23 protein-coding genes are annotated in these 24,899 nt (G+C 64.7%); 9 read left to right on the top strand and 14 right to left on the bottom strand.

Going from position 1 to position 24,899, the window contains the following annotated elements; translation table 11 throughout:
• Positions 1-48: 48 nt before the first annotated feature.
• Genes H6851_19900 through H6851_19875 form a run of 6 tightly spaced genes read right to left on the bottom strand, consistent with a single transcriptional unit; the run spans position 49 to position 6,219 of the window.
• Positions 49-918 carry an ABC transporter permease gene (locus tag H6851_19900; protein ID MCB9945871.1) on the bottom strand — a complete coding sequence of 290 codons (870 nt, stop codon included), beginning with the start codon at positions 916-918 and terminating at the stop codon, positions 49-51.
• Positions 915-1,859 (bottom strand): ABC transporter permease, encoded by a 945-nt coding sequence (locus H6851_19895; protein MCB9945870.1) that lies wholly within the window; start codon positions 1,857-1,859, stop codon positions 915-917. Before H6851_19895 ends, H6851_19900 begins: the two co-directional genes overlap by 4 nt.
• Before the next feature lie 52 nt (positions 1,860-1,911).
• Positions 1,912-3,423, bottom strand: coding sequence for an ABC transporter substrate-binding protein (locus H6851_19890; protein MCB9945869.1), 1,512 nt, complete (start codon positions 3,421-3,423; stop codon positions 1,912-1,914).
• The gene (locus H6851_19885) at positions 3,420-4,505 is read right to left on the bottom strand and encodes an ATP-binding cassette domain-containing protein (GenBank protein MCB9945868.1); all 1,086 of its coding nucleotides are present in this window, start codon (positions 4,503-4,505) and stop codon (positions 3,420-3,422) included. Before H6851_19885 ends, H6851_19890 begins: the two co-directional genes overlap by 4 nt.
• A complete protein-coding gene (locus H6851_19880) occupies positions 4,505-5,485 on the bottom strand; it encodes an ABC transporter ATP-binding protein (protein ID MCB9945867.1) in 981 nt (326 codons plus the stop codon). Before H6851_19880 ends, H6851_19885 begins: the two co-directional genes overlap by 1 nt.
• Complete coding sequence (locus H6851_19875; GenBank protein ID MCB9945866.1) at positions 5,482-6,219, bottom strand: FadR family transcriptional regulator; 738 nt, start codon at positions 6,217-6,219, stop codon at positions 5,482-5,484. The genes H6851_19880 and H6851_19875 overlap by 4 nt, the downstream gene beginning before the upstream one ends.
• A 448-nt stretch (positions 6,220-6,667) precedes the next feature.
• On the opposite strand from H6851_19875, the gene H6851_19870 reads away from it, so the two are divergent.
• Genes H6851_19870 through H6851_19830 form a run of 9 tightly spaced genes read left to right on the top strand, consistent with a single transcriptional unit; the run spans position 6,668 to position 15,827 of the window.
• Entirely contained in the window at positions 6,668-8,209 is a 1,542-nt protein-coding gene (locus tag H6851_19870; protein MCB9945865.1) for an ABC transporter substrate-binding protein, read from the top strand.
• A gap of 11 nt (positions 8,210-8,220) precedes the next feature.
• Positions 8,221-9,228 carry an ABC transporter permease gene (locus tag H6851_19865; protein MCB9945864.1) on the top strand — a complete coding sequence of 336 codons (1,008 nt, stop codon included), beginning with the start codon at positions 8,221-8,223 and terminating at the stop codon, positions 9,226-9,228.
• On the top strand, positions 9,225-10,118 hold the full coding sequence (locus tag H6851_19860; GenBank protein MCB9945863.1) for an ABC transporter permease: 894 nt from the start codon (positions 9,225-9,227) through the stop codon (positions 10,116-10,118). Before H6851_19865 ends, H6851_19860 begins: the two co-directional genes overlap by 4 nt.
• Positions 10,111-11,082 carry an ABC transporter ATP-binding protein gene (locus H6851_19855; protein MCB9945862.1) on the top strand — a complete coding sequence of 324 codons (972 nt, stop codon included), beginning with the start codon at positions 10,111-10,113 and terminating at the stop codon, positions 11,080-11,082. The genes H6851_19860 and H6851_19855 overlap by 8 nt, the downstream gene beginning before the upstream one ends.
• A complete protein-coding gene (locus H6851_19850; protein ID MCB9945861.1) occupies positions 11,079-12,071 on the top strand; it encodes an ATP-binding cassette domain-containing protein in 993 nt (330 codons plus the stop codon). Before H6851_19855 ends, H6851_19850 begins: the two co-directional genes overlap by 4 nt.
• Positions 12,068-13,123, top strand: a complete 1,056-nt coding sequence (locus tag H6851_19845) for a hypothetical protein (protein MCB9945860.1) — start codon at positions 12,068-12,070, stop codon at positions 13,121-13,123. The genes H6851_19850 and H6851_19845 overlap by 4 nt, the downstream gene beginning before the upstream one ends.
• Positions 13,120-14,094 carry a sigma-54-dependent Fis family transcriptional regulator gene (locus H6851_19840; GenBank protein ID MCB9945859.1) on the top strand — a complete coding sequence of 325 codons (975 nt, stop codon included), beginning with the start codon at positions 13,120-13,122 and terminating at the stop codon, positions 14,092-14,094. The genes H6851_19845 and H6851_19840 overlap by 4 nt, the downstream gene beginning before the upstream one ends.
• 30 nt (positions 14,095-14,124) lie before the next feature.
• A complete protein-coding gene (locus H6851_19835) occupies positions 14,125-15,483 on the top strand; it encodes an acyclic terpene utilization AtuA family protein (GenBank protein MCB9945858.1) in 1,359 nt (452 codons plus the stop codon).
• 2 nt (positions 15,484-15,485) lie between these two features.
• The gene (locus H6851_19830) at positions 15,486-15,827 is read left to right on the top strand and encodes a DUF4387 domain-containing protein (protein ID MCB9945857.1); all 342 of its coding nucleotides are present in this window, start codon (positions 15,486-15,488) and stop codon (positions 15,825-15,827) included.
• Positions 15,828-15,841: 14 nt separating this feature from the next.
• Here H6851_19830 and H6851_19825 read toward each other — a convergent pair whose 3' ends face one another.
• From H6851_19825 to H6851_19790, 8 genes are all read right to left on the bottom strand, one after another.
• A complete protein-coding gene (locus H6851_19825; GenBank protein MCB9945856.1) occupies positions 15,842-16,972 on the bottom strand; it encodes a PLP-dependent cysteine synthase family protein in 1,131 nt (376 codons plus the stop codon).
• Entirely contained in the window at positions 16,972-17,751 is a 780-nt protein-coding gene (locus H6851_19820; protein ID MCB9945855.1) for an SDR family oxidoreductase, read from the bottom strand. Before H6851_19820 ends, H6851_19825 begins: the two co-directional genes overlap by 1 nt.
• Before the next feature lie 6 nt (positions 17,752-17,757).
• Positions 17,758-20,001: a molybdopterin-dependent oxidoreductase gene (locus H6851_19815; GenBank protein MCB9945854.1), complete on the bottom strand. Its 2,244-nt coding sequence runs from the start codon at positions 19,999-20,001 to the stop codon at positions 17,758-17,760.
• Positions 20,002-20,005: 4 nt separating this feature from the next.
• Complete coding sequence (locus H6851_19810; GenBank protein MCB9945853.1) at positions 20,006-20,947, bottom strand: dihydrodipicolinate synthase family protein; 942 nt, start codon at positions 20,945-20,947, stop codon at positions 20,006-20,008.
• A gap of 15 nt (positions 20,948-20,962) precedes the next feature.
• A complete protein-coding gene (locus H6851_19805; protein MCB9945852.1) occupies positions 20,963-22,258 on the bottom strand; it encodes a TRAP transporter large permease in 1,296 nt (431 codons plus the stop codon).
• Entirely contained in the window at positions 22,255-22,749 is a 495-nt protein-coding gene (locus H6851_19800; protein MCB9945851.1) for a TRAP transporter small permease, read from the bottom strand. The genes H6851_19805 and H6851_19800 overlap by 4 nt, the downstream gene beginning before the upstream one ends.
• Positions 22,750-22,828: 79 nt before the next feature.
• Complete coding sequence (locus tag H6851_19795; protein MCB9945850.1) at positions 22,829-23,839, bottom strand: TRAP transporter substrate-binding protein; 1,011 nt, start codon at positions 23,837-23,839, stop codon at positions 22,829-22,831.
• A 96-nt stretch (positions 23,840-23,935) separates the two neighbouring features.
• Positions 23,936-24,859 carry a LysR family transcriptional regulator gene (locus H6851_19790; GenBank protein ID MCB9945849.1) on the bottom strand — a complete coding sequence of 308 codons (924 nt, stop codon included), beginning with the start codon at positions 24,857-24,859 and terminating at the stop codon, positions 23,936-23,938.
• Positions 24,860-24,899: the final 40 nt, after the last annotated feature.

Here is a 24,899-nt window from a genome sequence, read left to right as displayed (position 1 = left end):
GCCCCGATCCCTAAAATTCGACGAAAATCGAAGGTATTTCGCGCCCCTCTATTCGCGCGGGTCGAGGGCGTCGCGGAGCCCGTCGCCAAGGAGATTGAAGCCGAGGACGACGAGAAAGATGGCGAGACCGGGCCAGAGCGCCATCCACGGCGCCTGGTCGAGGAAGTTCTTCGCCGTGTTGAGCATGGAGCCCCACGAGGGTGCCGGCGGCTGCTGTCCGAGACCGAGAAAGGAGAGGGAAGCCTCGGCGATGATGGCCGTGGCAATCGTGAGCGTGGCCTGGACCAGCAGGGGCGGGACGATGTTCGGCAGGATGTAGCGGGCGACGATGGCGCCGTGGCCCAGGCCGATGGCATGGGCGCTCTCGACATAGTCCTCGGTCATCACCGACATGGTCTGGCCGCGGGCGATGCGGATGAAGATCGGCATGGCCGAGAGACCGATGGCGAGCATGGCATTCATCAGCGAGGGACCGAGGAACGCGGCAAGGGCAATGGCAAGGATGAGGAAGGGGGCGGCCAGCAGGGCCTCGGTGACACGGCTTATGGCCATGTCGGTCCAGCCGCGCAGATAGCCCGCCAGCACGCCGAACGGCACGCCCAGGATCATGGCGATCGCCACCGAAACGACACCGGCGAGCAATGACGCGCGGGCCCCCCAGATCATGCGCGAGAGGATGTCGCGGCCGATCTCGTCCGTCCCGAGGAGGTGAACGGCATCCGGCGCCTTGCGCACCGCGCCCCAGTCGGTCGCCGTCGGGTCCGCCACGGGCAGGACCGGGGCGAGGACGGCCACGGCGACGAAGAACAGGACGAGCAGGGCACCGAGGATGGCCGAGGGGTTGTGCTTGAACTTGCGCCAGACACGATTGGGCTGGCGCGGTTCGGCCTGGTCGGTGGCGGTGGCGGCGGCGTTCATCCATCCTCCATGCGCGGGTTGAGCAGGCGGTAGATGGCATCGGCGAGGATGTTGAGCAGGATGAAGGCGATGCCGGTGCAAAGGACGATGCCCTGGACGACGGCATAGTCGCGGGTGAAGACGGCATCGACGACCAGCTTGCCGAAGCCGGGAATGGTGAAGATCTGCTCGGTGAGCACCGCGCCGCCGAGCAGTTCGCCGAACAGCAGCGTGGTGATGGTGACGATGGGGACCAGCGCGTTGCGCAGCGCATGCTTGATGACGACCACGTTCTCCCCCAGCCCCTTGGCCCGTGCGGTGCGGATGTAGTCCGAGCGCAGGACGCCCAGCATCGCCGAACGGGTGTGGCGCATCAGCGTGGCGGCGAGCCCGGTACCGAGCACGAAGGCGGGCATCAGCATGGTCTCGATCGAGCGCAGGGGATCCTCGGCGAACGAGGTATAGCCCGAGGCCGGCAGCCAGCCGAGGCGGACGGAGACCAGCAGGATGAGCATGATGCCCAGCCAGAAATTGGGCACCGACAGGCCGGAAAGGGCCACGACGTTGGCAAGCCAGTCGACCCAGGTTCCCTTGCGGTAGGCCGAGACGATGCCGGCGGGAATGCCGATGGCCAGGGCTATGACCAGCGCCATGACCGCCAGCTGCACGGTGACGGGCAGCTTCTGGCCGATCAGCTCGCCGACCGGCTGGCGGGTGCGCAGCGACACCCCCAGATCGCCCTGCACGGCATTGCCGATCCAGTGGACATACTGGACCGGGATCGGATCGTTCAGGCGGTACTTTTCCCGCAGGAAATCGAGGGTGGCCGGGTCGCGCTCCTCGCCGGCCATCGCCAGCACGGGATCGCCCGGCAGCAGCTTCTGGAGGCCGAAGACGAAGACCGAGATCAGCAGGATGGTCGGAATCGCGACCAGCAGGCGGCGGACAAGGAAACCGGTCATGGCATGGCGGCCCGGCGCGGTATCGCCCGCCGGGCCCCGTCATTCCGTCGCATCAGCCGGAGAAGCTGACGTTTTCGAGGCGGATCATGCCGTCGGGATAGGGCACGAACCCGTCGATCCTGCCGTTCAGCGCCCAGATCCATACCGGATGGTAGAGATAGATGATCGGCAGGTCCGAATCGAGGATCGCGCGGGCGGCGTCATAGCTGGCCTTGCGCTTGTCCATGTCATTGGTGGCGCGGGCCTCGTCGAGCAGCCTGTCGATCTCGGGATTGCAGTACTTGCTGTCGTTGATGCCGCCCTTGCAGGTCAGGAACTGGTGGATGTTGCCGTCGGGGTCCACCCGGCCGGACCAGCCCACCTGGCTGGCGGTATAATCGCCCGCTGTCTGGTCCTTGAGCAGGGTGGCGAATTCCTTGGCAACCAGTTCGATGGTGATGCCGGCTTCGGACGCCATGGCCTGCACGACCTGCGTGAGCTGCATCTGCACCGGATTGTTGGTCACCTGCACCTCGATCTTCAGGCCGTCGGGATAGCCCGCCTCGGCGAGAAGCGCCCTGGCCTTCGCGACATCGCGTGCGGGCACGGGAAACTTCTGGTCATACCAGGGCGAGGTCGGTGCGAAGGGCTGGTTGCCGGCGGCGAAGGCACCGTTGAAAACGACCTGGTTGATGACATTGCGGTCCACCGCCAGCGACAGGGCCTGGCGGATGCGGGGGTCCTTGCCGATGGGCGTGTCGGCGCGCGGGCCGTTGGCGACATTGACGGTGATGCCCTGGTAGCCCAGCGACACCGCCTGCTCCACGGCGAGCGCACTGTCGTCCTTCACCGACTGGAGGTCGGTCGCCGCCAGCCGCTCGATCATGTCCAGATCGCCGGCGCGCAGATTGGCGAGACGCACCGTGGTATCGGGAATGGGCAGGAAGGTCACGGTATCGAAATGGAAGGCGTCGGCGTTCCAGTAACCGTCGAACTTCTCCAGGACGATGCGATCCTGCTGGATGCGCTCCTTGAACCTGTAGGGCCCCGAGCAGACCGGCTTGAGCCCGAAATCGGCACCCGCCTCGCTGGCGGCCTTCGGGGCGATCATCATGCCCGCCCGGTCGGCAAGCTGGGCCAGCAGGGTGGCGTCCGGTGCGCTCAGGTTGAAACGGATGGTGCGGTCGTCGATGACCTCGGTCGATTCGATCGACGCGACCTCCGACTTGCGGCGGCTTTCGTCGAGAGTCTTCGAACGGTCGATATTGGCCGCGACGGCAGCGGCATCGAACGGTTCGCCGTCGTGGAAGGTGACGCCCTCGCGCAGCTTCATGGTGAGCTGCCTGCCATCCTCCGACCATTCCCATTCGGTCGCCAGTTGCGGGATGATCTCGAGGTCGGGAGTGATGTCCACGAGCTTGTCGCACAGCGAGGTGTAGACGATGCGGCCGACGAATGTCCGCGACTGGTCGGGATCAAGGATGTCCGCATCGTCCTGAAGGCCGATGCGCAGGTCGGCGGCCTGCACGGCGGTGGCCGAGAGTCCCAGGACGAGGGCCAGCGGGAGCTTCCGTTTCAGCGTCATGAGCGATGTTCCCTTCCTGTCATGACCGGCACTTCGCGTGCCCGGCGATAGAGTTCGAAACGCCTCGCGGCGGCAGTCGCGGGCGGCCTCCCGCCCCCATCGGCACCGCGCAGCGACAGCTCGCGGGCACGATGGCAGGCGACGGCACGGTTCCCCCCGCCATCCTCCGTCGCTTCAAGAGCCGGTGCGTCGGCCGAACATGCGGCGACCGCGTGGGGGCAGCGCGTGTGGAACCGGCAGCCGGAAGGTGGCGAGAGCGGATTGGGCGGATCGCCTTCGAGCGGTTGCGCGGGCATCCGGCCATCCATCGGAATGGCGGCGAGCAGGGCTGCGGTATAGGGATGCCGCGGACTGGCGAAGAGTTCGCGCACTGGCGCCAGCTCGACGATCTGTCCCAGATACATCACCGCGACCCTGTCGGCCATGTGATGAATGACGGTCAGGTCATGGGAAATGACGACCAGCGTCAGGCCGAACTCGGTCTTCAGTTCTTCGAGCAGGTTGATCACCTGCGCCTGGATCGACACGTCGAGCGCGGATACCGGCTCGTCGCCGACGATGACGGAGGGGCCGGTGGCCAGCGCGCGGGCAATGCCGATGCGCTGCCGCTGCCCGCCCGAGAATTCGTGCGGATACCGGCTGGCATGTTCGGGCCGCAGGCCGACGCGGGCCATGAGTTCGGCGACCTTGCGTCGTCGTCCGGTGGCATCGCCGATGTCATGCGCGGCGAGCGGCTCCCCGATCAGGGCACCAGCGGTCATGCGTGGATTGAGCGAGGAGAACGGGTCCTGGAACACGAACTGCATGTCGCGGCGCAACCGCTTGCGTTCGGCCGGATCGAGGGTGGTCAGATCCCGTCCGCGAAAGCTGACCGAGCCGGCGCTGGCGGGCATGAGTCCGGCCAGGACCCGTGCCAGCGTGGACTTGCCGCAACCCGATTCGCCGACGATGGCGAAGGTCTCGCCTTCCTCGATGGCAAGGTCGATGCCGTCGACGGCCCGGACGGGGGACGAGCGGCCGAACCACGACGATCTGCCGCCGAAGTGGCGCTGCAATCCATGGGCCTCGATCACGGCGGCCATCACGCGACCTTTTCCTCAAGCGGTACGTAGTGACAGGCGGCGGCATGGCCGTCGCCGAGTGGGGCGAGCGCCGGGACCGCGACGCAAGGCGGCCCCCGGAACGGGCAGCGGTCGGCAAAGCGGCAGCCGTCGGGGAGCCGTTCGGGCGAGGGCACGATGCCGGGGATCGTGAGCAACGGCCCGCGCCGGGCGTCCAGCGTCGGCAGCGAGCCCATGAGCCCCAGCGTGTAGGGGTGCTGCGGGTCGTCGAAGATGTTCCTGGCCGGGCCGGATTCGACGATCCTGCCGGCATACATCACGGCCACCTCGTCGGCCATCTGGGCGACGACGCCGAGATCGTGGGTGATGAGCAGGAGAGCCGCTCCCGTTTCGGACTGGAGGTTGCGGATCAGATCGAGGATCTGCGCCTGGATGGTGACATCGAGGGCGGTGGTCGGTTCGTCGGCGATCAGCAGGGCCGGATCGTTGGCGAGCGCCATGGCGATCATCACCCTCTGGCGCATGCCGCCCGAAAGCTGGTGCGGATAGTCGTCAAGGCGTCGGGCGGCGGCGGGAATGCGGACCTGTTCCAGCCGGTCGAGCGCGCGCCTTCTCGCGGCCGCCCGGTCCAGTCCCTGATGCCTGCGGATGCTCTCGGCGATCTGCTCGCCGATCCGGATGGCCGGATTGAGCGAGGTCATCGGCTCCTGGAAGATCATCGCGATCCTGCCGCCGCGCAGGTCCTGCAAGGCCGCGAGATCGAGGTCGAAAAGGTCGCGGCCCTCGAACAGGGCCCGGCCGGCGCGCCTTTCCGTCGGCGGCGAGGCGAGAAGGCCCATGAGCGCGAGGGCGGTGAGCGACTTGCCGCAGCCGGACTCGCCCACGAGGCAGAGCGTGCGTCCGCGTTCCATCGCGAAACCGACGCCATCGACGAGCGGCTGCCGCAATCCGCGAAAGCCGATGGTGAGGTTCTCGACGGTGAGCAGGGCTTCGGCGGTCATCGCAACGTGTCCACGAAGGGTGCCCCGATGATGTCGTCCAGCCTTTCGGCAAGGCTGCTCAGGTGAGCGCGCATGGCGCGGCGTGCGGCATCGGCATCGCGCATGGCGATGGCGTCGATGATTTCCCGGTGCTGGCGGCCGGAAAGGGCCCGGCTCTCGGCGTTGCGGGCCTGTTCGCGGAGGTCGCGCCACTCGTCCTGCTGCCGGATCTCGTCCACCAGGGCAAAGCTGGCCAGCAGCAGGGGATTGCCGGCCGCCCAGGCAATCAGGCGATGCAATGCGCTGTCCCACAGTTCGGCCGCATCGGGATCGCGGGTGGCATCGATGCGCTTGGCGAGATAGCGCATGCGGACGATATCCGCCGGCTCGGCGGACCGGCAGCAGAGGGCGGCCAGCTCCGGTTCGATGGCGAGGCGGGCCGTCATGATGTCGGCGGGCCCCGTCGCAGCGGCGATCTCGGCGACGGGCGGTTCGGCGGGATAGGGCATCACGCCGATGAAGGTCCCCTTGCCCTGATGACGCCAGACCTGGCCTTCGGCTTCGAGGACATCCAGCGCGCGACGCAGGGAACGCCTGCCGACCTCGAATTGCTCGGCCATTTCCCGCTCGGGGGGAAGCCGGTCTCCAGGTACACGGCCATCCTGAGCCAGCCATTGGCGCAGCGCTGCCAGGGCAATGCTCGAATTGTTGCGGTTATGGCCGACCATCGACATGAACTGCGGCGATCCTCCCATACGGGACCATTCCTGAATTGGTACCGCCATAACGCCATCGACCGGACTTGGCAAGCCGTGGCTTGTCTCATCGCAGGGCCTGGCAAGCCGTGGCTTGCCTCATCGCAGGGGAGGATGCGTCGCATGGGGCGGTCCTGTTTCCGTTATTGAGTGCAATGCGCGCATCCCGGGTACAGAATGGCGTCAAGATCACGCATGCGATATTGCGGTGAAGTGCGGAATTTCTGCTCCGGAGACGCCTGTCCCAAGGGAATTTGAAGGTTTTGGCCAGGTTTTTCCAATCGCCCCTTGCGTCTGGCACGCCTCTTGCTTTTTTGGTTTTCGCAGGTCGTGTGCCATGCAGGAGGCAGCCTGGCTCCGCGGCCGGGTTCCGGCGACAGCCGTGATGTTGCCGACGGTGTCGCGGCCGCGGAACGATGCAGGCCATGTAACATGAGGGAGAGAGACGATGAGAAGGCTTTCGACATCCTTGCTGGCGCTGGCCGTCATGGCCGGTGCGGCGGCCGGCGACCTTCATGCCAGCGAGATCAAGGTTGGCTTTACCCTCGATGCGCTGACGCTCGACCCCGCCAACCATCGCAAGCGCGAGACCGAGACCATCCTGCGCAACATGTATGACGGCGTCGTGACCCGCGATGCGAACATGCAGGTCGTGCCGCAGCTCGCCGAAAGCTTCACGCAGGTCGATCCCACCACCTGGGAGGCGAAGCTGCGCTCCGGCGTGACCTTCCACGACGGTTCTCCGCTCACGGCCGGTGATGTCGCCTTCACCTTCCATCGGCTGATCGACGAGAATGCGATGGATGGCCAGACGAGCCCGCGCAAGGGCCTGCTCGGCCCGCTGGTCGATGTCGAGGCAGTCGACGATTCGACCGTCCGCTTCAGGCTGTCCGAGCCGTGGCCGATCCTGCCGGCCATGCTGCCGTTTCAGGAGGTCGTCTCCAAAAGTTTCACCGAGGCTGCCGGTCCGGGCGGGCTCGCGGAAAGGGAAAACGGCACCGGGCCGTTCAGGCTCGCGGAGTGGCGCAAGGGCGAGGCGGTCATCATGGACCGTTACGACGACTATTACGGCGGTTCCACCGAGATCCCGCCCGTGGGTCCGGCCTGCGTCGAGCGGGCGATCTTCCAGATCATTCCCGAAAGCTCCTCGCGCGTGGCAGCACTCCTGGCCGGCGATGTCGACATCATCAACGAGCTGCCGCCGTCGGACATTGCCACGGTCGAGAACAGTGACAATGCGAAGGTGATGACCGTCAACGGAACGCGCAGTTTCTACATCGCCCTCAACATGGAAAAGCCGCCCTTCGACAATGTGAAGGTGCGCGAGGCACTGGCCCATGCCATCGACAAGCAACTGGTGATCGACAAGATCCTCAACGGCCTGGCGGTGCCGATCGAGGGCATCCTCAGCCCCGATGCCTTCGCCTTCGATCCCGCGCTGGCGGGACATCCCTACGACCCGGACAAGACCGCTTCGCTGCTCGAAGAGGCGGGGCTGGGTGACGGTATCGACGTGACCATGGACGTGGAGGGCGCCTTCAAGGACATTGCCGAGGCCGTCGCATCGCTGCTCACCAAGGCCGGCATCCGCACCACCGTGCAGGTGGGCGAGGGGTCGCAGCTGGTCGACAAGTGGCGGACCGAGGGTGCCAAGGTGCGCGAAGGCGACATGTGGTTCACCTCGTGGGGGAACGGTACGCTCGATCCCTACGATATCTTCAACCCGGTATTGATGACGGATGCGCGCGGCAATTCGAGCGGATATGCCAATCCCGAACTGGACGGGCTGTTGACGGCCGCCTCGACGGAAACCGATGCCGACAAACGCATGCAGCTCTACATTCAGGCGCAGGATCTGGTGCAAAAGGACGTGCCGATGGTCTTCCTGTGGGTTCCGCAGGATGTCTACGGCGTCTCGAAGAGGGTTAGCGGATGGCAGCCCAGCGCGGACAGCCGCATCAACCTGCATGATGCCTGTGTCGACGGCTGAGGGCCGCTGACGTGAGACCTGCGAGGCTCGCCGAACGTCTGGTGCAGCTCGTGCCGGTATTGCTGGGCGTGAGTTTCATCGTCTTCGTGATGATGGCGCTCACGCCGGGCGATCCGGTGGACATCATGCTCGGCGACCAGCAGGTCACGGCGGAGGAGGAGGCGGGCATCCGTCACGACATGGGTCTCGACCGTCCGGCCCATGAACGCTTTTTCGTTTTCATCGGCAATGTCGCAACGGGCGATTTCGGCCAGAGCTTCTTCCATCGGCGGCCGGTGGCCGATGTCATCGCCGAAAGGCTGCCGGCCACCATCGAACTGACCCTGGCCAGTCTCATCCTGGCGCTGGCCATATCGATCCCGCTGGGTGTGCTGGCAGCCCTCTACCGCAACCGGTTCATTGATCGCCTGGCGACAGTTTCATCGTTGCTGGGTGTCTCCCTTCCCGGATTCTGGTTCGGCATCCTGCTGCTGATGCTGTTCTCGGTGAACCTGCACTGGCTTCCGGTATCAGGCCGGGTGGGCTTTTCCAGCGAACTTCCCGATATTACCGGGCTGTTGCTGGTCGACAGCCTGATCACCGGCAACTTCGCCCTGTTCGGTGAGGCGCTCTCGCATATCATCCTGCCCGCGGTCACGCTGGCCCTGCCCATGGCCGCCATCCTGACCCGCGTCACCCGGGCCTCGATGCTCGAAGTCCTGCGACAGGACTACATCACCTTCGCCCGTGCGCGCGGCTTGTCACAGCGCCGCGTGCTGTTCAGGCTGGCCCTCAAGAATGCGCTCATTCCCACCGTCACGGTGGCTGCCATCGAGACGGGTTCGCTGCTGGGCGGCAACATGGTCGTGGAAACGGTGTTCGGCTGGCCCGGCCTGGGGAGGCTGGTGGTGGAGAGCATCTTCGTGCGCAACTATCCGCTGGTTCAGGCGGCGGTCCTGCTCTACGCGGTAACCTATGTGATGCTCAATCTGGTCGCCGACATCCTCTACACGTGGCTCAATCCGAGGGTCGGGCTATGAGCGCGGTCGCCGACGCGGCCCTGCCCGTCACCGAAACCCCGCTGCGGCGGTCGCTGGCCATCTTTGCCGAAAACCGTCTGGCCGTTGCGGCGACGCTGGTGGTTCTCCTGGTGTTGCTGGCGGCCGTCCTCGCACCGTGGCTGGCGCCGCACGATCCCTACGAGACGGACCTGTTCCGCCGCCTCCAGCCTCCGTTCTGGGTGGCAGGAGGCGAGATGGCCTTCCCGCTCGGATGTGATGCGCTTGGCAGGGATATCCTTTCGAGGATCATCTACGGCGCGCGAATTTCCATCTTCATCGGTGCGGCGGTCATCCTCGTGGCAACGACGATCGGCATCGTCGCCGGTCTGGCGGCCGGCTATCTGCGCGGCTGGCCGGACATCCTGATCTCGCGGCTCGTCGATATCCTCCTCGGTTTCCCCTATCTGATCTTTGCCATAGGGCTCATGGCCATGATGGGGCCGGGGTTGCAGAACATCATCCTTGCGCTCGCCTACAAGGAATGGGTCATCCCGTGCCGGGTGGTGCGCGGGGAAACGCTGTCGGTGCGCGAACTCGAATATGTCGAGGCGGCGCGGGCGGCCGGCGCCTCCAGCCTGCAGGTCATGCGGTACGAGATCCTCCCCAACATCCTTTCGCCGGTGCTGGTGGTGGCAACCATCCGCATGGCCCATGTCATCATCCTCGAAGCCAGTCTTTCGTTCCTGGGCCTTGGCGTGCAGCCGCCCATGGCGAGCTGGGGGTCGATGGTTGCCGACGGGCGGCAGTTCATGCTCCAGGCGTGGTGGGTCAGCACGTTCCCCGGACTGGCCATCCTCATTCTCGTCCTTGCCATCAATGTCGCCAGCCAGGGATTGCGCGACGCCTTCGATCCCAAGCTCCATGACTGATGCCCTGCTCGAAGTCCGCGGCCTGCGAACGGTCTTTGCCACCCGGCATGGCGACCTTGTCGCCGTGGACGGTGTCGATTTCGCGGTGAATGCCGGCGAATGCGTCGGCGTGGTCGGCGAAAGCGGTTCCGGCAAGAGCGTGACATTCCAGAGCGTCATGGGACTGGTACGTCCGCCCGGCCGGATCGACCGCGGCAGCGTGCGGCTGGAAGGTCGCGAACTGGTCGGTCTCGACGACCGGGCCTGGCGGCGGATTCGCGGGCGGCAGATGGCGATGACCCTTCAGGATGCCCTGACCTCGCTCAACCCGGCCTTCACGATCGGCGAGCAGATCGCCGAGACCCTCGGGGCACACGGTATGGCCCTCGGCCGGCGCGCGACGCGCGAGCGTTCCCTCGAACTGCTGCGTCTGGTGGGTATCCCTGCACCGGAGACCCGGTTGCGTGACTATCCGCACCAGTTTTCGGGTGGCATGCGCCAGCGGATCATGATCGCCATCGCGCTGGCGTGCGAACCGAAACTGCTGATCGCCGACGAACCGACAACGGCGCTGGATGTCACCATCCAGGCCCAGGTGCTGGAACTGCTCGACCGGCTGCGTCGCGAGCTCGGCATGGCCGTGGTGATCATTACCCACGATCTGGGCGTTGTTGCGGAATATTGCGACCGGGTGATGGTGATGTATGCAGGGCAGATCGTCGAGCGGGCGGCGACACGCGAGCTCATCGATCAGCCGCTGCATCCCTATGCCGTCGGCCTGCTGGCCTCGATTCCCGATCTCGATCATCTGGACAAGGCGATTTCCCCCATTCCGGGACAGCCGCCCGATCTGGCACGCCTGCCTGCCGGATGCCGCTTTGCCCCGCGCTGCATGCAGGCGCACGGGCGCTGCATGCAGCCGGTGATGCTGGAGGATCGGGCGCCGGGCAGGGCGGTGCGCTGCGTGCTTGGAAGTTCCTCATGAGCGAGACCTTTCTGCGTGTGAGAGGATTGACCAAGCATTACGAGATCGGTGGCAGCATGTTCGGCAGGCTCATCGGGCGCCCGGGGCATGCGGTTCGGGCCGTGGATGGCGTAGACCTGAGCATGGCCCGCGGAGAGACGCTGGGCCTGATCGGCGAGAGCGGGTGCGGGAAGTCGACGCTGGGGCGGACCCTGCTGCGGCTGCTGGAGCCCACGGGTGGAACGGTGGAGCTCGACGGTGAGGACGTCACCGGGGCCGATGCGTCGCAGCTCAAGGCGTTGCGACGGCGCATGCAGATCATTTTCCAGGATCCCTATGCCTCGCTGAACCCGCGGCAGAACGTCTTTTCCATCATCGCCCGTCCCTTGAAGCTGCATGGCGAGCGCGATGCTGACGTCATCCGGCGCAAGGTTGTCGCGATCGCGGGTCGGGTCGGCCTGTCGCACGAGATGCTCCAGCGTTTCCCCCATCAGTTCTCCGGTGGACAGCGTCAGCGCATCGGCATTGCGCGTGCCCTCGTGCTGGAACCGGACCTTGTCGTCTGCGACGAGCCGGTGTCGGCGCTGGATGTCTCCATTCAGGCCCAGGTGATCGAACTGCTGGCCGAACTGCGCCGGGAATTGTCGCTGACCTACCTGTTCGTCAGTCATGACATCGCCGTCATCGGCTATGTCAGCGATCGTGTGGCGGTCATGTATCTGGGCGAGATCGTCGAGACCGGTCCCGCCAGACGGGTCATCGCCCAGCCCAGCCATCCCTATACGCAGGCACTCATTTCCGCGGCACCGAAGACCCATGCCGGATCGTCGGCGCGCATCAGGCTCGACGGCGATCCGCCCTCGCCGATCGACCCGCCCGCCGGCTGCCGGTTTCACACCCGCTGCCCGCATGCCATGCCCGTCTGTCGTCAAAAATCGCCCGACGCGGTCATGCTGGAAGGCGATGTCAGCGTACGTTGCCATCTGCATGGCAATGAAGGTCGCGCATGAGGAACTTTCTCCATCTTCGCGGCGACGCCCATGTCCGGGGCCGTGGACAGGCCGCCCTGCGACCGGACGCGGCTGCTGCGGTGCGTGACGCACTGGCGGCCCGGCTGGAGACGATCCGGATCGATCGGGATTTCATCGACAGGCAGCATGCCTTCGCACAGGCTCATTGTGCCGGCGACATGGCGGAGATCGACGGCATTGCCCAGGGCTATGCGGTCGATCCGCTGGATCTTTTCATCTATCTTCATGCGGGGATACTCGGCGATCTCGGGGCATATCAGGGGGATGGCTGCTCGGTTCTGGCCATGCCGCATCCGCAGGGCGGAGCCCGGATCGCCAAGAACCGAGATTTCCGTGGCGATCATGCGCCCCTGCAGATGGTGGCCCTGCACGAGGGACCCGACATGCCGCATGCCTGGCTGTCGCTGGGTTCGCTCGGCGCGCCGGGTGCGTATTCAAGCGGGATCAACGATGCCGGGCTCGCGGTGGCCGATACCCAGACATCCGTGCGCAATCATGCACCGGGCTGGCTCCGCTATTTCGTCATGACCCGGATTCTCTCCGTTTGCGCCGATGTGAAGGCAGCCGTGGCGATGTTGCGGGAGCTTCGTCATGTCGGTGGCGGTTGCCTGGTCCTTGCCGACCGGCAGGGAGTCACGGCCGCCGTCGAGCTCGCCTGCAACGGTATCGCGGTCGAATGGGGTGACAGGAGTGTCGCCCGGACGAACCACTTCGTCCAGCTCGCCGACGAGAACCTTGTCCGGTCCGGCGACTGCATGCAAGCAAGCTCGCAGGAGCGCCTGGAGCGTCTGCGGGCGGCGCTGGAAAGCGGCATGGGGTGCAATCCGCAGGCATTGATGGCGAGCCACGGCGGAGACGGCCGGCCGGCCCTGTGCCGCCATGGCGAGGACGATGACGCGCGCACATTGTCCCTGGCCTGCCTTGAGACCGGCGCACCGGCGCTTTCGGTCGCTTTCGGCCCGCCCTGCATGCAGCCATTGCAGAGGTTCGCCTTTGCAACACTGGCGAATGGCGACGGGGCCGGCCGTTGAGCGCACTCGACCGGATTCATGGCAACAGCTGCGAGATCGAGGCCATGCGGGCGCTGGTGCGCAAGATCGCCACGAGCCCGGCCCGCTGCGTTCTCATCTACGGCGAGACCGGAACCGGCAAGGGGCTGGTCGCCCGGGCCCTGCACGAATTGTCCTCGCGCGCACCCTTCGAGTTCGTCGACATCAATTGTGCCGCCATTCCGGCGAGCCTGCTCGAATCGGAACTCTTCGGGCACGAGCGCGGCGCATTCACCGGGGCCGTCGGACGACGTGTCGGTCTGATCGAGGTTGCCGACAAGGGAACGCTGTTTCTCGATGAAGTCCGGGAACTCGACAGCGTTCTCCAGGCCAAACTGTTGACGCTGCTCGATACGGCCCGCTTCCGCCGCATCGGCGCGGAGCAGTCCATCGGCACCGATGTCCGCTTTGTCGCGGCCACCAACCGGATCCTGTTCGGCGAGGTCAAGGCAGGACATTTCCGCGAGGATCTCTACTACCGCCTGCAAGTCATCAGCATCAACCTGCCACCGCTGCGTGAGCGTGGCGACGACGTGCTGCTGCTGGCGGAACATTTCATCGAACGCTTTTCGCGGATCTATGGCCGCACCATCAAGGGCATGGAACCGTCGGTCGTCGAGGTTTTCCGATATCATCGGTGGCCGGGGAATGTTCGCGAACTCGAGAATCTCATCGAACGCATCATTGCGCTCGAAGAAGATGATTGCATCCTCGCCAGTCATATCCCGCCGCGGATCATGCGCGAAGTCGAGGGTTCGTGCCCGCGGGGAGGCATCGACGACGGCTCGTCTCATGGCGATTTCCATGTCCGCACCGAGGTCTTCCAGCGCCGCCTGATCGCCGATGCCCTCAAGGCCGCCAACGGTCGGTCGGGAGAAGCGGCCAGACGCCTCGGCCTTTCGCGTCATGCCCTCCGCCACCAGATGCGGAAGCTGCGATTGCTCGACCCATGAAGAAAACCGCCTATCGGGAATGAGAGAAACATGAGCCTTGTCAAGATCATCTGCCCCAATGGCCATCTGGGCTTCGCGCCGCTCAAGCCTGAAAGCTTCCATATCGGTGTCGACGCGGGCCCCGATTTCATTGCCGCCGATAGCGGCAGCGATGACGTGGGTCCGGTACCACTCGGTTCGGACACCTGCGCCAGTCCGAAGGCGTGGCAGACCCGCGATCTTGAGGACATGCTGCTGGCGTCCAGGAGGATCGGGGTACCGATGATCATCGGCTCCGCCGGCGATACCGGCACCGACAGCCGTGTCGACATGTATTGCGATATCATTCGCGATCTCGCGCGCAAGCATGGTCTTGCCCCCTTCAGACTCGGCCATTTCTACAGCGGGGTCGACAGGGAGAGGGTCCGTGCTGCCATCCGCTCGCAGGAGCCTGTGGAGGGACTGGACGGGCGCGATGCGCTGAGCGAAGCGGAACTGGACGCGACCGATCGCATCGTCGCGGTGGCAGGTGTCCATCCCTATCTCGATCTGCTGCGCAAGGGAGCCGATGTCATCATTGGCGGGCGGTCGTCGGATTGCGTGGTCTTTGCCGCACCGGCAATCTTCAGGGGAGCTGCGGAGGCGGATGCCTACTTCCTGGGCAAGGCGCTGGAATGTGCCTCCTTCTGTGCGGAGCCCTATGGAGCCAAGGAAACCGTCATGGGCGAGGTGCGGTCCGATGGCGTTCACATCACCGCGATGCACCCGGACCAACGCTGCACGATAGCTTCGGTGGCCGGTCACGCGATGTATGAGCGCTCGAACCCGTTCCTCGAACATGTGGCCGGCGGCGTGCTGGACATGAGCCGGTGCCATTACGAACAAGTCTCCGAAAAGACGACCCGCGTGACCGGACAGGTGTTCCATCATGCCGACCGGGTGCGGGTCAAGCTGGAGGGATCGGGCAAGGTGGGCGAGCGCTATATCGGACTGGTGGGGATCCGCGATCCCTACACGATCGCCCATGTCGACGAGGTGATCGGCTGGGCCAGACACCAGGTCGAGGAGCGCTTCGGCACCGCGGGCTACGAGCTGCATTACACGGTCTATGGCCGCAACGGCGTGATGGGGACGATGGAGCCGGTCAGGACGCCGGCCCACGAGCTGTGCATACTCGTCCAGGGTGTCGCTCCGACATCCGAGATGGCCGAAGAGGTGACGATGACCGGAACCCGGCAGATGTTCTATGCCCGGCTGCCCGACGTGAAGGGCACGGCGGGGTCCGTCGCGTTCCCGCTCGACGAGGTGGTGCGGGCCAGCGCCGGCTATCGCTGGACCCTGAACCACACCATCGCCGTAGATGATCCCATGGAACTCTTCCCGACCCACATCACCACGATCGGCGGCTGACAATGACCAGGCACTATCTCAAGGATCTCGCAAAGACCGTGCGCAGCAAGAATGCGGGCGTCGACAAGATCACCTTCGATATCATCTTCACCGACCGCGATATCTACGAGAAGGTGCGCGACAGCGGCAGCCTGACGCGCGAAAGGGTCGAGCGGCTGTTCGGCGTGCCACCGGAGCAGATCACGGATTTCGTCACCTTCGATCCGGCCATGGCGATCAAGTTCACGATTCGCCGCGAGCGCCCGTCAGGCAGCCCCGGTGACGCCGACATCTTCGGTGCGCAGCAATACCCGCCCCTGCTCGACCTCGAAATCGACCTCGACCCGGAACATGATGCAGGCTGAAGCGGCTCGTGAAGTCATCGGGTGGCGGGCTGGTTCCATATGCCCGTGTCCAGGAACGTCTCGATCATCGCCTTCCAGGGGGCGAGGTCGAGGCCGTTGGCGTCCAGCCAGTCCGGATTGAAATAGGTGGAGCCGTAGCGGTCGCCGCTGTCGCAGATGAGCGACACGAGCGAGCCCGGGCGGCCGTCGCGCAGCATGTTCGCGGCGATCCACAACATGCCGAAGAAATTTGTCCCGGTGGAACCGCCGACCCTGCGGAACAATCGCTCCGAAAGGATGTGTGCCGCAGCCAGAGAAGCCGCGTCGGGCACCCGGATCATGTGGTCGATGACTTCGGGGATGAAGGAAGGCTCGACCCGCGGACGGCCTATCCCCTCGATGCGCGATGGCAGGGCACAGGTCAGCGACCGGTCGCGTCGACACCAGCTTTCGTAGAAGGTCGAGTTCTCGACGTCGACAACGCAGAGCCGGCTCGCCAGCTTGCGATAACGGATGTAGCGGCCCAGCGTCGCCGATGTGCCGCCGGTACCGGCGCTCATGACCACCCAGTCCGGAACGGGGTGGGTCTCGCCTTCCATCTGCCCAAAGATACTCTCGGCGATATTGTTGTTACCACGCCAGTCAGTGGCGCGTTCGGCATAGGTGAACTGGTCGAGATAATGGCCGCTGGTTTCATGTGCGATGCGCGCGGCCTCGCCATAGACTGCGGCGGGTGACGCAACCAGATGGCAACGTCCGCCGAAACGCTCGATGGCGGTGATCTTGGCGGTGCTCGTCGACGCCGGCGTCACGGCGATGAACGGCAATCCGAGCAGATGGGCAAAATAGGCCTCGGAAACCGCCGTGGAACCGGATGATGCCTCGACCAGTGTCGTGCGCGGTCCGATGCTGCCGTTGCAGATGCCGTAGAGGAACAGGGAGCGGGCCAGCCGGTGCTTGAGGCTTCCGGTTGGATGGGTGCTCTCATCCTTCAGGTAGATCGAGATGCCGGACAGGCCGGGGAAGACCGGCTTGACCAGATGGGTGTCCGCCGACCGGCGGGCATCGCCCTGAAGGAGGTCGATAGCTTGGTGTGCCCAGTCGCGATCTGCCGAAACCGGCAGCGGGGCGAGCTGAGGGCAGCAGCAGGATCCGATACCGCTCATCAATAGGTTCCGGGATAGCTGCCGCCGTCGATCATGAGGTTCTGGCCGGTGATGAAACCCGCGTGAACCGAGCAGAGGAAGGTGAAGTAGGCGGCAATTTCTTCGGCACGGCCATAGCGGCGGGCGGGATTGCCAGCAGCGCGCTCGTTCCAGATCTCGTCGAAACCGCGCCCCGTTTCGGCGGCAAGTGCCGCCACGTGATCGCGCTGTGCATCGGTATCGAAGATGCCCGGCAGGAGCGTGTTGACCGTTACGCCGCGATATGTCCCGGCCCGTGCAATACCCGCCATGAACCCCACGAGGCCCGAACGTGCGCCGTTGGAAAGCCCCATTTCCGGCTGCGCGATCTTCACGCTGCGCGAGGCGATGTTGACGATGCGGCCGAAGCCGCGCTCCATCATTCCGTCAAAGACCTCGCGGATCATGAGGATGGGAGGCAGCATCATGAGGTCGATGGCGGCGATCCAGGTGTTTCTGTCCCAGTCGCGAAAATCGCCGGGCGGGAAACCTCCCGCATTGTTGAGTAGGATGTCCGGTTGCGGGCAGGCGCCAAGGGCCTTGCGACGACCCTCGTCGGTGGTGATGTCGGCGGCGACGAAGGCCACCCGCGTGCCCGTCGCGACCTCGATGTGCCGGGCAGCACGGCACAGGGTCTCCTCGTTGCGGGCAACGATCGTCACTTCGACACCTTCGCCGGCGAGTGCCGTCGCGCAGGCGAGGCCCATGCCCCTGCTTGCTCCCGTCAACAAGGCCCGCCTGCCGGCAATCCCCATATCCATTGCGTTCTATCCTTCCACATTCCAGGGCTCGATCCGCACCAGCGTGCTCAGGGCAGCGCATCCCTGACCAAGGCCCGATGTCGTCCGGGACGATGTGAGCACGTTGGGATTGCCGTTGCGTTCGAGATGCGGCCGGGCGGGATCGGGGGCGAACCATGCGCCCGTCGGCATCGCCAGCACACCCGGACGCAGGCCATGATTGACATGCGCCTGTGCCAGACACGCGCCACGACGATTGAACAGCCGCACCTGCGCACCGTTGCCGATCCCGCGTGCTGCGGCATCGGACGGCGCGATGTCGACCTGCGCCGGGCCATTGTCGGTCCGGGTCTGGAACAACTGGCTGTGCAATTGCCGCGACGGCTGGTTGGTCACCAGATGCAGTTCATCGGCTGCCGCCCGGCCCAGCCATTCGACTGGCTCAATCCACGCCGGATGTCCCGGTACGTCATCGAGGCCGAAGCCGGCGATCGTGGCGCTGAACAGCTCGATGCGGCCGGATGGCGTTGCAAGTGGCACAGCGTCCGGATCGGCGCGGAATCCCGCCAGCATCACTTCGGGTCCGTCCGGCGGCGGTACTCGCCAGCACCCCTTGGCGAAGAGCTCGCCAAGACTTGGAATGTCGATGCCGGCGGTGGTCGCACGGGCCTCGTTCGCCACCCACAACCGGGTGAGCCAGCCCTGCTCGTCGAGTCCATCCGTGAACGTCTGGTGGCAACCGAGGCGCTCGGCCAGAGCCGCGAAAATGGTGAAGTCGTCTCGTGCCTCGCCCTGCGGCGGCACGAGACGGGGCATGGCGAAGACATGGGGGTCACGCGAAGTGCCGCCGATATCGTTGCGTTCCGCCGATGTGGTGGCCGGCAGGACGATGTCGGCGCGGCGGGCGGCGGGTGTCCACCATGGCTCGTTGACGATCACGGTCTGCGGCCGACGCCACGCGGCATCGAGGGCGAACAGGTCCTGGGCATGGTGGAAGGGATTGCCGCCCGCCCAGTAGACGAGGCGGATGTCAGGGAAGGTGAGGGTGTTGCCGTTGAAGGCGATGATCTTCCCCGGATGGGCAAGGCAGTCGAGGATGGATGCTGCCGGAATGGCGCTGTTTGCGGGGTTGGAAATGGCGGGCATGGCAGGCACGAAGCCCTTGCGCGCCCGCGCACCCACGGCGTTGAGCGAACCGTAACCGAAGCAGAAGCCGCCGCCCGGCAAGCCGATCTGGCCGAGCATGGCGGCAAGCGCGATGAGTGCCCAATAGGGCTGTTCGCCATATTGGGAACGTTGCAGGGACCACGTCGCGGTGAGCATCACCCGGCCATTCCGGATTCGATGCCACAATTCCCGAAGCGTGGAATGTGGAACATCGGCAATGGTTGCCGCCCACTCCAGTGTTTTGTCTACTCCGTCCATCCGGCCATGCAGATAGTCGGCCAGTTGCTCATGGCCCACGGTGTAGTGCTGGAGAAAGGGCAGGTCGGCCCGCCCGCTGACAAGGGCCTCGCGGGCGAGTGCCAGCATGATCGCGGTATCGCTGTTGGGCCGTGGCCGGATCGTCAGCGCGTCGATGCCGTCGGGAACATCGTCGGCATGGGGTGAGACGATGATGAATTTCACCCCGTTCCGGGCGGCTTCAACCACGGCTTCGGGCATGCGGTGGAACCCGGCGCCGCCCGACGTCACCCGCCAGTTCTTGGGATTGAGCCCGCCAAAGGCCACCAGTGTGTCAGTAGAACCGGCGATACTCTCCCACCCGGTGGCCGCCCCCGAAACGGCTTCCGCCGATCCCAGGACATGCGGCAGCAAGGCGTGCGCGGCCCCCCACGAGTAATTGCCGACCTGATCGGTGAACCCTCCGGCAGAGGCAAGAAAACGCCGGACTTGCGTGCGGGCATGGTGGAACCGGCCTGCACTCGACCAGCCATAGGAACCACCAAAGATTGCCTGTGGACCGAACGTTTCATGGATGCGCGCAATTTCGCTCGCCACCAGATCGAGCGCCGTGTCCCAGTCGACAGGCACCATCTCGTCGCTGCCGCGTCCCTCGCCGCCCGCTGCCGCGCCTTGTTCGAGAAAGCGGCGGCGCACATGCGGGCGGTCGATGCGCAGGTGCGAATGGACCAGTTCCGGCCAACGCCCGATCATCACGGGATCGGCGCCGCTACCGTCCATGGGGACAGCCTCGACGAGCCTGCCATTTCCCACGCTCGCGGTGAAGGCACCCCAGTGACACAGGCTCAGCCGGCGCTGGATACTCATGTGATCACTCGGCAGCAATCGCGTTCCGGTCCATCCGCAGGCCATATTTTTTACCGAGGCCCAGTGTCTCGAAAGCGTCGAGGCCGGCTTGCAGCACGGGCGCCGAAGCGGGCTGAAGCGGCTTGCGCAGCGGGCCGGCAGGCAGACCCACAGCCCGCATGAGGGTCTTGATCGACACCGGATTGATGGTGGAATAGGCGAAGTGCAGCATGGGCAGGTTCTCCAGCCACGCCTCACGGCAGGCAAAGGCATCCGTACCGTCGGCCCAGGGCTTGGAAATGACGGCCATTTCCCGGGGAATGATGTTGCCCGTCATGTTGGCGGTACCGTGACCACCCAGTGCCATGGTCGGGATCACCAGCCCCAGATTGGGGGAACAGCAGCACATGATCGACATGTCGGGCCTGGCTGCACAGACCTGGGCGACCTGACCGACGCGGGTCGTCGATTCCTTGAGGACGACCATGTTGGGATGATCGGCCAGCTTCAGCAGGTCGTTCCAGTGCAGGTCGGTCTTCACCCGTGGCGGATTGTTGTAGAAACCCATGGCCAGATCGGTGCTGTCGAGCACTTCGAGCGCATAGTCGGTGATCGCGGCATTGTCGGCGCAGATATAGGCGGGAGCGGCCATGATGGCGCCATCGGCACCCTCCGCCTTGGCGAAACGGGCATATTCGATGGTCGTGGCGGTATTGTTGCCGGTGATGCCGTAATACATGAGCATGTTGCCGGGCTTCATCTTCACCGTGCGGCTGATGATCTCCCTGCGTTCCTCGGCGGAAAGCATGGAGACCTCGCCGGTCGAACCCATGATCAATACCGCTTCGGTACCGTTCTCGGCATGCCAGTCGAGCAATGTGCGAAAGCCCTCGAAGTCGATGCTGCCATCGTGGTTCATCGGCGTCACAAGGGCGACGAACGAGCCTTTGGGTTTGATGTGAGCCATGGTCAGTCTCCTGTGTCAGCTGCGAAAGAGTTCGGGAACGAGAAGCTTGGGCAAGCCCAGCACCAGATCGGGCACGAAAAGGGAGATCACGGCGACCAGAATCGTCAGCAGGCAGATGGGGGCGGCGGCGAGCATGGCGCGACCCAGCTGTACCTCACCGATCTGCGAGGCGATCAGGAGGCAGATGCCATAAGGTGGCGTGATCAATCCCACCGACAGGGTGATGGTACTGACGATCCCCATGTGCACCGGATCGACGCCGGCAACCGTGGCCAGGGACTGGATGACGGGAAGGAAGATCAGCGTTGCCGATATCGGATTGAGAACCATTCCCACCAGGAGAAGGAAGCCGATCAGCATCAGCATGATCAGATAGCCATTGTCGGTGATGCCGAGGATGAACGACACGACGATGTCCGCCGCGCCCAGATAGGCGATCATCCAGCCGAAAATGCCGGCACTGGCGACGGTGAACATGGGAATGGCGAAATCGATGACGGCAGCCGAAAGCAGGGCCGGCAGGCTTTTCCAGGGAATGTCCCGATAGACGAACAGCGAAAGGAACAACGCCCAGAGGACGGCGACAATCGCCCCTTCGGTCGGTGTGAAAAGACCGCCCACGATACCGCCCAGGACCAGCACGGGGATCAACAGAGGCGCTGCCCCGCGCGCCAGTACGCCGACGAGCTTGCGCGCACCGGGGAAGGGGTTGGCGGGATAGTCGTATTTCCGGGCAAGTATGTAGGTGTAGCCCATCATCGACAGGCCGATCAGCATGCCCGGAACGACACCGCCGAGGAACAGTGCGCCTATGGAAACATTGCCGAACGCACCGTATACGATGAGGATGATGGACGGTGGAATGATGACGCCAAGTGTCGAGGAAGCCGCTGTCAATGCCACCGCAAAGGCCGGGGCATAGCCGGCTTTCTTCATGGCCGGGATGAGGATCGAGCCGACGCTCGCCGTATCGGCCGCGGCCGAACCGGACAGCGAGGCGAAGATCATCGACACGAACACGTTGACATGCCCCAGCCCGCCGCGGACGTGCCCGACCGTCGCATCGGCGACCTCAAGCAGGCGGTTGGTGATCGAACCCGCGTTGAGGATCCGCCCGAGCAACATGAAAAACGGAACGGCCAGCAGGGTGAAGCTGTCGATGCCGGCATACATCTGGTTGACCACCGAAGCGAGCGGCAGGTCCTCGACGAGCATGACAACGACCGAGGCGAGGATCAGCGAAAAACCGATGTTCACCCGCAGGGCGATGAGAACAAAAAAGCAGCCGAGCAACAGGACCAGTGGGTTCATCGGGAGCCCGCCGCATCCTGCGTTCGCGTTCCGTCGCGCCAGAGTTCGAGCGCCCGCTCGATCACGAACAGGGCCATCAGGGAACCGCCGGTCGGGAGGGCAAGGAAGGTCCAGAAACGGGAGATTCCCAGTGACTGCACGACGCCCGAAGCGCGGATCTGGGCCAGCACCCAGCCCTGCCGGATGAGGATCGCGGCAACGATCGCACCTGCCAGGATGCCCAGCCAGTCGAGCAACCGACCAAGGCGGGGATGGCCTGCGGGAACGAGATCGACGAAATAATGGGCATGGCGCCGCAGACCGATGGCTGCCCCCACGAAGATCAGCCAGGTAAACAGGATCTGGGCGACGTCGCTTGTCCAGATCGTCGGTGTCTGCAACAGGTTTCGCGCGGAAACCTGCCACGCCACGGTGACGATCAGTGCGGCGAACGCGATCCAGGACAGGGTTTCGGCGACCCACATCAGGCCGTTACAAAGGCGCTTGAACATTGGTGTATCCACAAACCGGCCGCAAGGCGCAGGGATGGGCCCACGGCCGGCGATCAGATGGATGTCGGCGCCACGGCGCTCAGCTTGCCTTCAGCAGCTCGTATTCCTCGACAACGTCGAGTTTGGCCGCGAGCTCCTTCTGGATCGGTTCGAGGCGGTCGATGAATTCCTGCTTGTCGGGACGGGTGACGGTCACGCCATTTTCGGATTCCAGCTTGGCCACCAACTCGCTGTCATACTGCATGGCCTTGTCGAGGCCCAGCTTGTTGGCTGCGGTCGCCGCATCCTGGACGATCGCCTGAAGCTCGGCATCGAGGCCGTCCCAGCTGCGCTGCGACATGGAGATGTGATTGATCTGCACGGTATGTTCGGTCAGCGCCAGATGCGGCGCAACCTCATAGAGCTTGGAGCCATTGTAGCCCGGAAGCGAGCTTTCCATGGCGTCGGCAACGCCGGTCTGCATGGCCGCATACAATTCGCCCCAGGCGACGGTCACGGGAAGCATGCCCAGGGCCGCCCATGTCGCACTGTCCATCGGTGACTGGGTCGTGCGCATCTTGAGACCTTCGAGATCGGCCACATGCTCCACCTTGACCTTGGCGGCAGAGAGGTTGCGGGTTCCCGAACCGCCGAGGGCAAGGAGCTTCATGCCCACGCCCCGTTCGGCGTAGACCTTTTCGAAATGCTCCTGAACCGGCGTTCCCGGACCGATATGCCCGATCAGACCGTCAAGGCCGCCAAACAGGTAGGGCATCGTGAAGATCGCATATTCCGGTATCTGTTCGGCGGCATTGGAAGCCGTCGAGATCATCATGTCGATCGTGCCCAACGACAATTCGCTGATCACGGCGGGATCCTGGCCAAGCTGGCCAGCATCGAAGATCTGCACCTCAAGTGCGCCCTGGCTGGCCGCCTCGATCTGTTCCTTCATGGCAGCGGCCATGTCGTTGTAGGGATGGGGTGACTTGACCAGCGTGTGAATGCGCAGGCGCCTGGTTGCCGCCCGAGCCGGTCCCGGTGTGGCGCCCGCAAGGACTGCCGTGGTGGCGAGGGCCGATCCGGCGAGAAAGTTCCGTCTGCCGATGATCATCTTGTCCATCCCCGGAAATTGTTGATGTGGCGGATATCGAAAGCCGTGCATGCAATAAAGTCAAATACAATAACCCGGTCATTCCATGCGCAAATGTTATGATCCGGCTGGAATCCGGCGAAGGTTGATGCCGAAACCGGGATAAAGTCCGATCGTCGACACGAGGTCGGCTAGGAACGCCTCCGCCGGCCGGGTCAGTGGCATGCCGGTCGGTTTGGCGATGGCGAAGTCAAAGGGGACGGTCGGCGTGAAGGGGACCGTTGCCAGTGCCGGGCCGTAGACCCCCGGCGTGACCGGATCGACAATGGCGATGCCCACGCCCAATGCCGCCAGTCCGCAAGCCGAAAAGGATGGTTGGGTTTCGGCGGTGATGCGCAGTTCGACACCGGCTTCCTCGAAGCGCCGGATCAGATGGTTCCATGTCACGGTGTTGTGACCGAGGACGACGAGATCGTGGTCGCGCAGGTCGGCGGGTGACAGGTGCGGTCTCGATGCGAGGGGATGATCCGGTTGCATGACGCAGACACATTCGCTGCGGAATGCGGCAAGGACGTCGATGTCGGTCCTGCCGGCGTGCACCTGGGCAATGCCGAGATCGATCTGGCGGGAAGCGAGCAGATCAAGGATCAGTGCCGAGGTGTAGACGCCATGCGTGATCGCCACGCCGCGGTGACCGGAGAGGAATTGCTGCATGGCCTGCGGTACGATCTGGAAGCTGAGCACCGGCAGGCTTGCGATGCGCAGCCGGGCGCGCCGCAGGTCGCGGATTTCGGCGGCAACGGTGGCGAGCCGGTCGAGCCCGTAGAACATGCGCTCGACCTCCTGATTGAAGGCATGGGCCTCGGCCGTCGGCGTCGAGCGTCCGCCGCTGCGGATCAGCAGGGCAAAGCCGAGTTGGCGTTCGAGATCGGCGATCAGCCGGCTCACCGCGGGCTGTGAAACGTTGAGCGCCTGGGCTGCGGCGGTGATCGAGCCATGACGCATGACGTGACGAAAGGCGTTGATCTGGCGGTCGTTCATCGACGAACGGGCAGTGTTCTGATGGAAGCGAATGCCTTCA

The organism is Geminicoccaceae bacterium (assembly GCA_020638465.1).
Lineage (GTDB): Bacteria > Pseudomonadota > Alphaproteobacteria > Geminicoccales > Geminicoccaceae > JAGREO01.
Note: the sequence above shows the minus strand (reverse complement) of the source record. Positions and strands in the feature narration are given on the sequence as shown.

Bases quoted from the DNA above. Each gene is read 5' to 3' on its own strand.
- H6851_19885 (MCB9945868.1), bottom strand. From the start codon at position 4,505: ATGGCCGCCGTGATCGAGGCCCATGGATTGCAGCGCCACTTCGGCGGC.
- H6851_19895 (MCB9945870.1), bottom strand. From the start codon at position 1,859: ATGACCGGTTTCCTTGTCCGCCGCCTGCTGGTCGCGATTCCGACCATC.
- H6851_19855 (MCB9945862.1), top strand. From the start codon at position 10,111: ATGACTGATGCCCTGCTCGAAGTCCGCGGCCTGCGAACGGTCTTTGCC.
- H6851_19870 (MCB9945865.1), top strand. From the start codon at position 6,668: ATGAGAAGGCTTTCGACATCCTTGCTGGCGCTGGCCGTCATGGCCGGT.
- H6851_19835 (MCB9945858.1), top strand. From the start codon at position 14,125: ATGAGCCTTGTCAAGATCATCTGCCCCAATGGCCATCTGGGCTTCGCG.
- H6851_19810 (MCB9945853.1), bottom strand. From the start codon at position 20,947: ATGGCTCACATCAAACCCAAAGGCTCGTTCGTCGCCCTTGTGACGCCG.
- H6851_19900 (MCB9945871.1), bottom strand. From the start codon at position 918: ATGAACGCCGCCGCCACCGCCACCGACCAGGCCGAACCGCGCCAGCCC.
- H6851_19805 (MCB9945852.1), bottom strand. From the start codon at position 22,258: ATGAACCCACTGGTCCTGTTGCTCGGCTGCTTTTTTGTTCTCATCGCC.
- H6851_19815 (MCB9945854.1), bottom strand. From the start codon at position 20,001: ATGAGTATCCAGCGCCGGCTGAGCCTGTGTCACTGGGGTGCCTTCACC.
- H6851_19845 (MCB9945860.1), top strand. From the start codon at position 12,068: ATGAGGAACTTTCTCCATCTTCGCGGCGACGCCCATGTCCGGGGCCGT.
- H6851_19860 (MCB9945863.1), top strand. From the start codon at position 9,225: ATGAGCGCGGTCGCCGACGCGGCCCTGCCCGTCACCGAAACCCCGCTG.
- H6851_19850 (MCB9945861.1), top strand. From the start codon at position 11,079: ATGAGCGAGACCTTTCTGCGTGTGAGAGGATTGACCAAGCATTACGAG.
- H6851_19800 (MCB9945851.1), bottom strand. From the start codon at position 22,749: ATGTTCAAGCGCCTTTGTAACGGCCTGATGTGGGTCGCCGAAACCCTG.
- H6851_19875 (MCB9945866.1), bottom strand. From the start codon at position 6,219: ATGGGAGGATCGCCGCAGTTCATGTCGATGGTCGGCCATAACCGCAAC.
- H6851_19880 (MCB9945867.1), bottom strand. From the start codon at position 5,485: ATGACCGCCGAAGCCCTGCTCACCGTCGAGAACCTCACCATCGGCTTT.
- H6851_19820 (MCB9945855.1), bottom strand. From the start codon at position 17,751: ATGGATATGGGGATTGCCGGCAGGCGGGCCTTGTTGACGGGAGCAAGC.
- H6851_19795 (MCB9945850.1), bottom strand. From the start codon at position 23,839: ATGATCATCGGCAGACGGAACTTTCTCGCCGGATCGGCCCTCGCCACC.
- H6851_19825 (MCB9945856.1), bottom strand. From the start codon at position 16,972: ATGAGCGGTATCGGATCCTGCTGCTGCCCTCAGCTCGCCCCGCTGCCG.
- H6851_19830 (MCB9945857.1), top strand. From the start codon at position 15,486: ATGACCAGGCACTATCTCAAGGATCTCGCAAAGACCGTGCGCAGCAAG.
- H6851_19790 (MCB9945849.1), bottom strand. From the start codon at position 24,859: ATGAACGACCGCCAGATCAACGCCTTTCGTCACGTCATGCGTCATGGC.
- H6851_19890 (MCB9945869.1), bottom strand. From the start codon at position 3,423: ATGACGCTGAAACGGAAGCTCCCGCTGGCCCTCGTCCTGGGACTCTCG.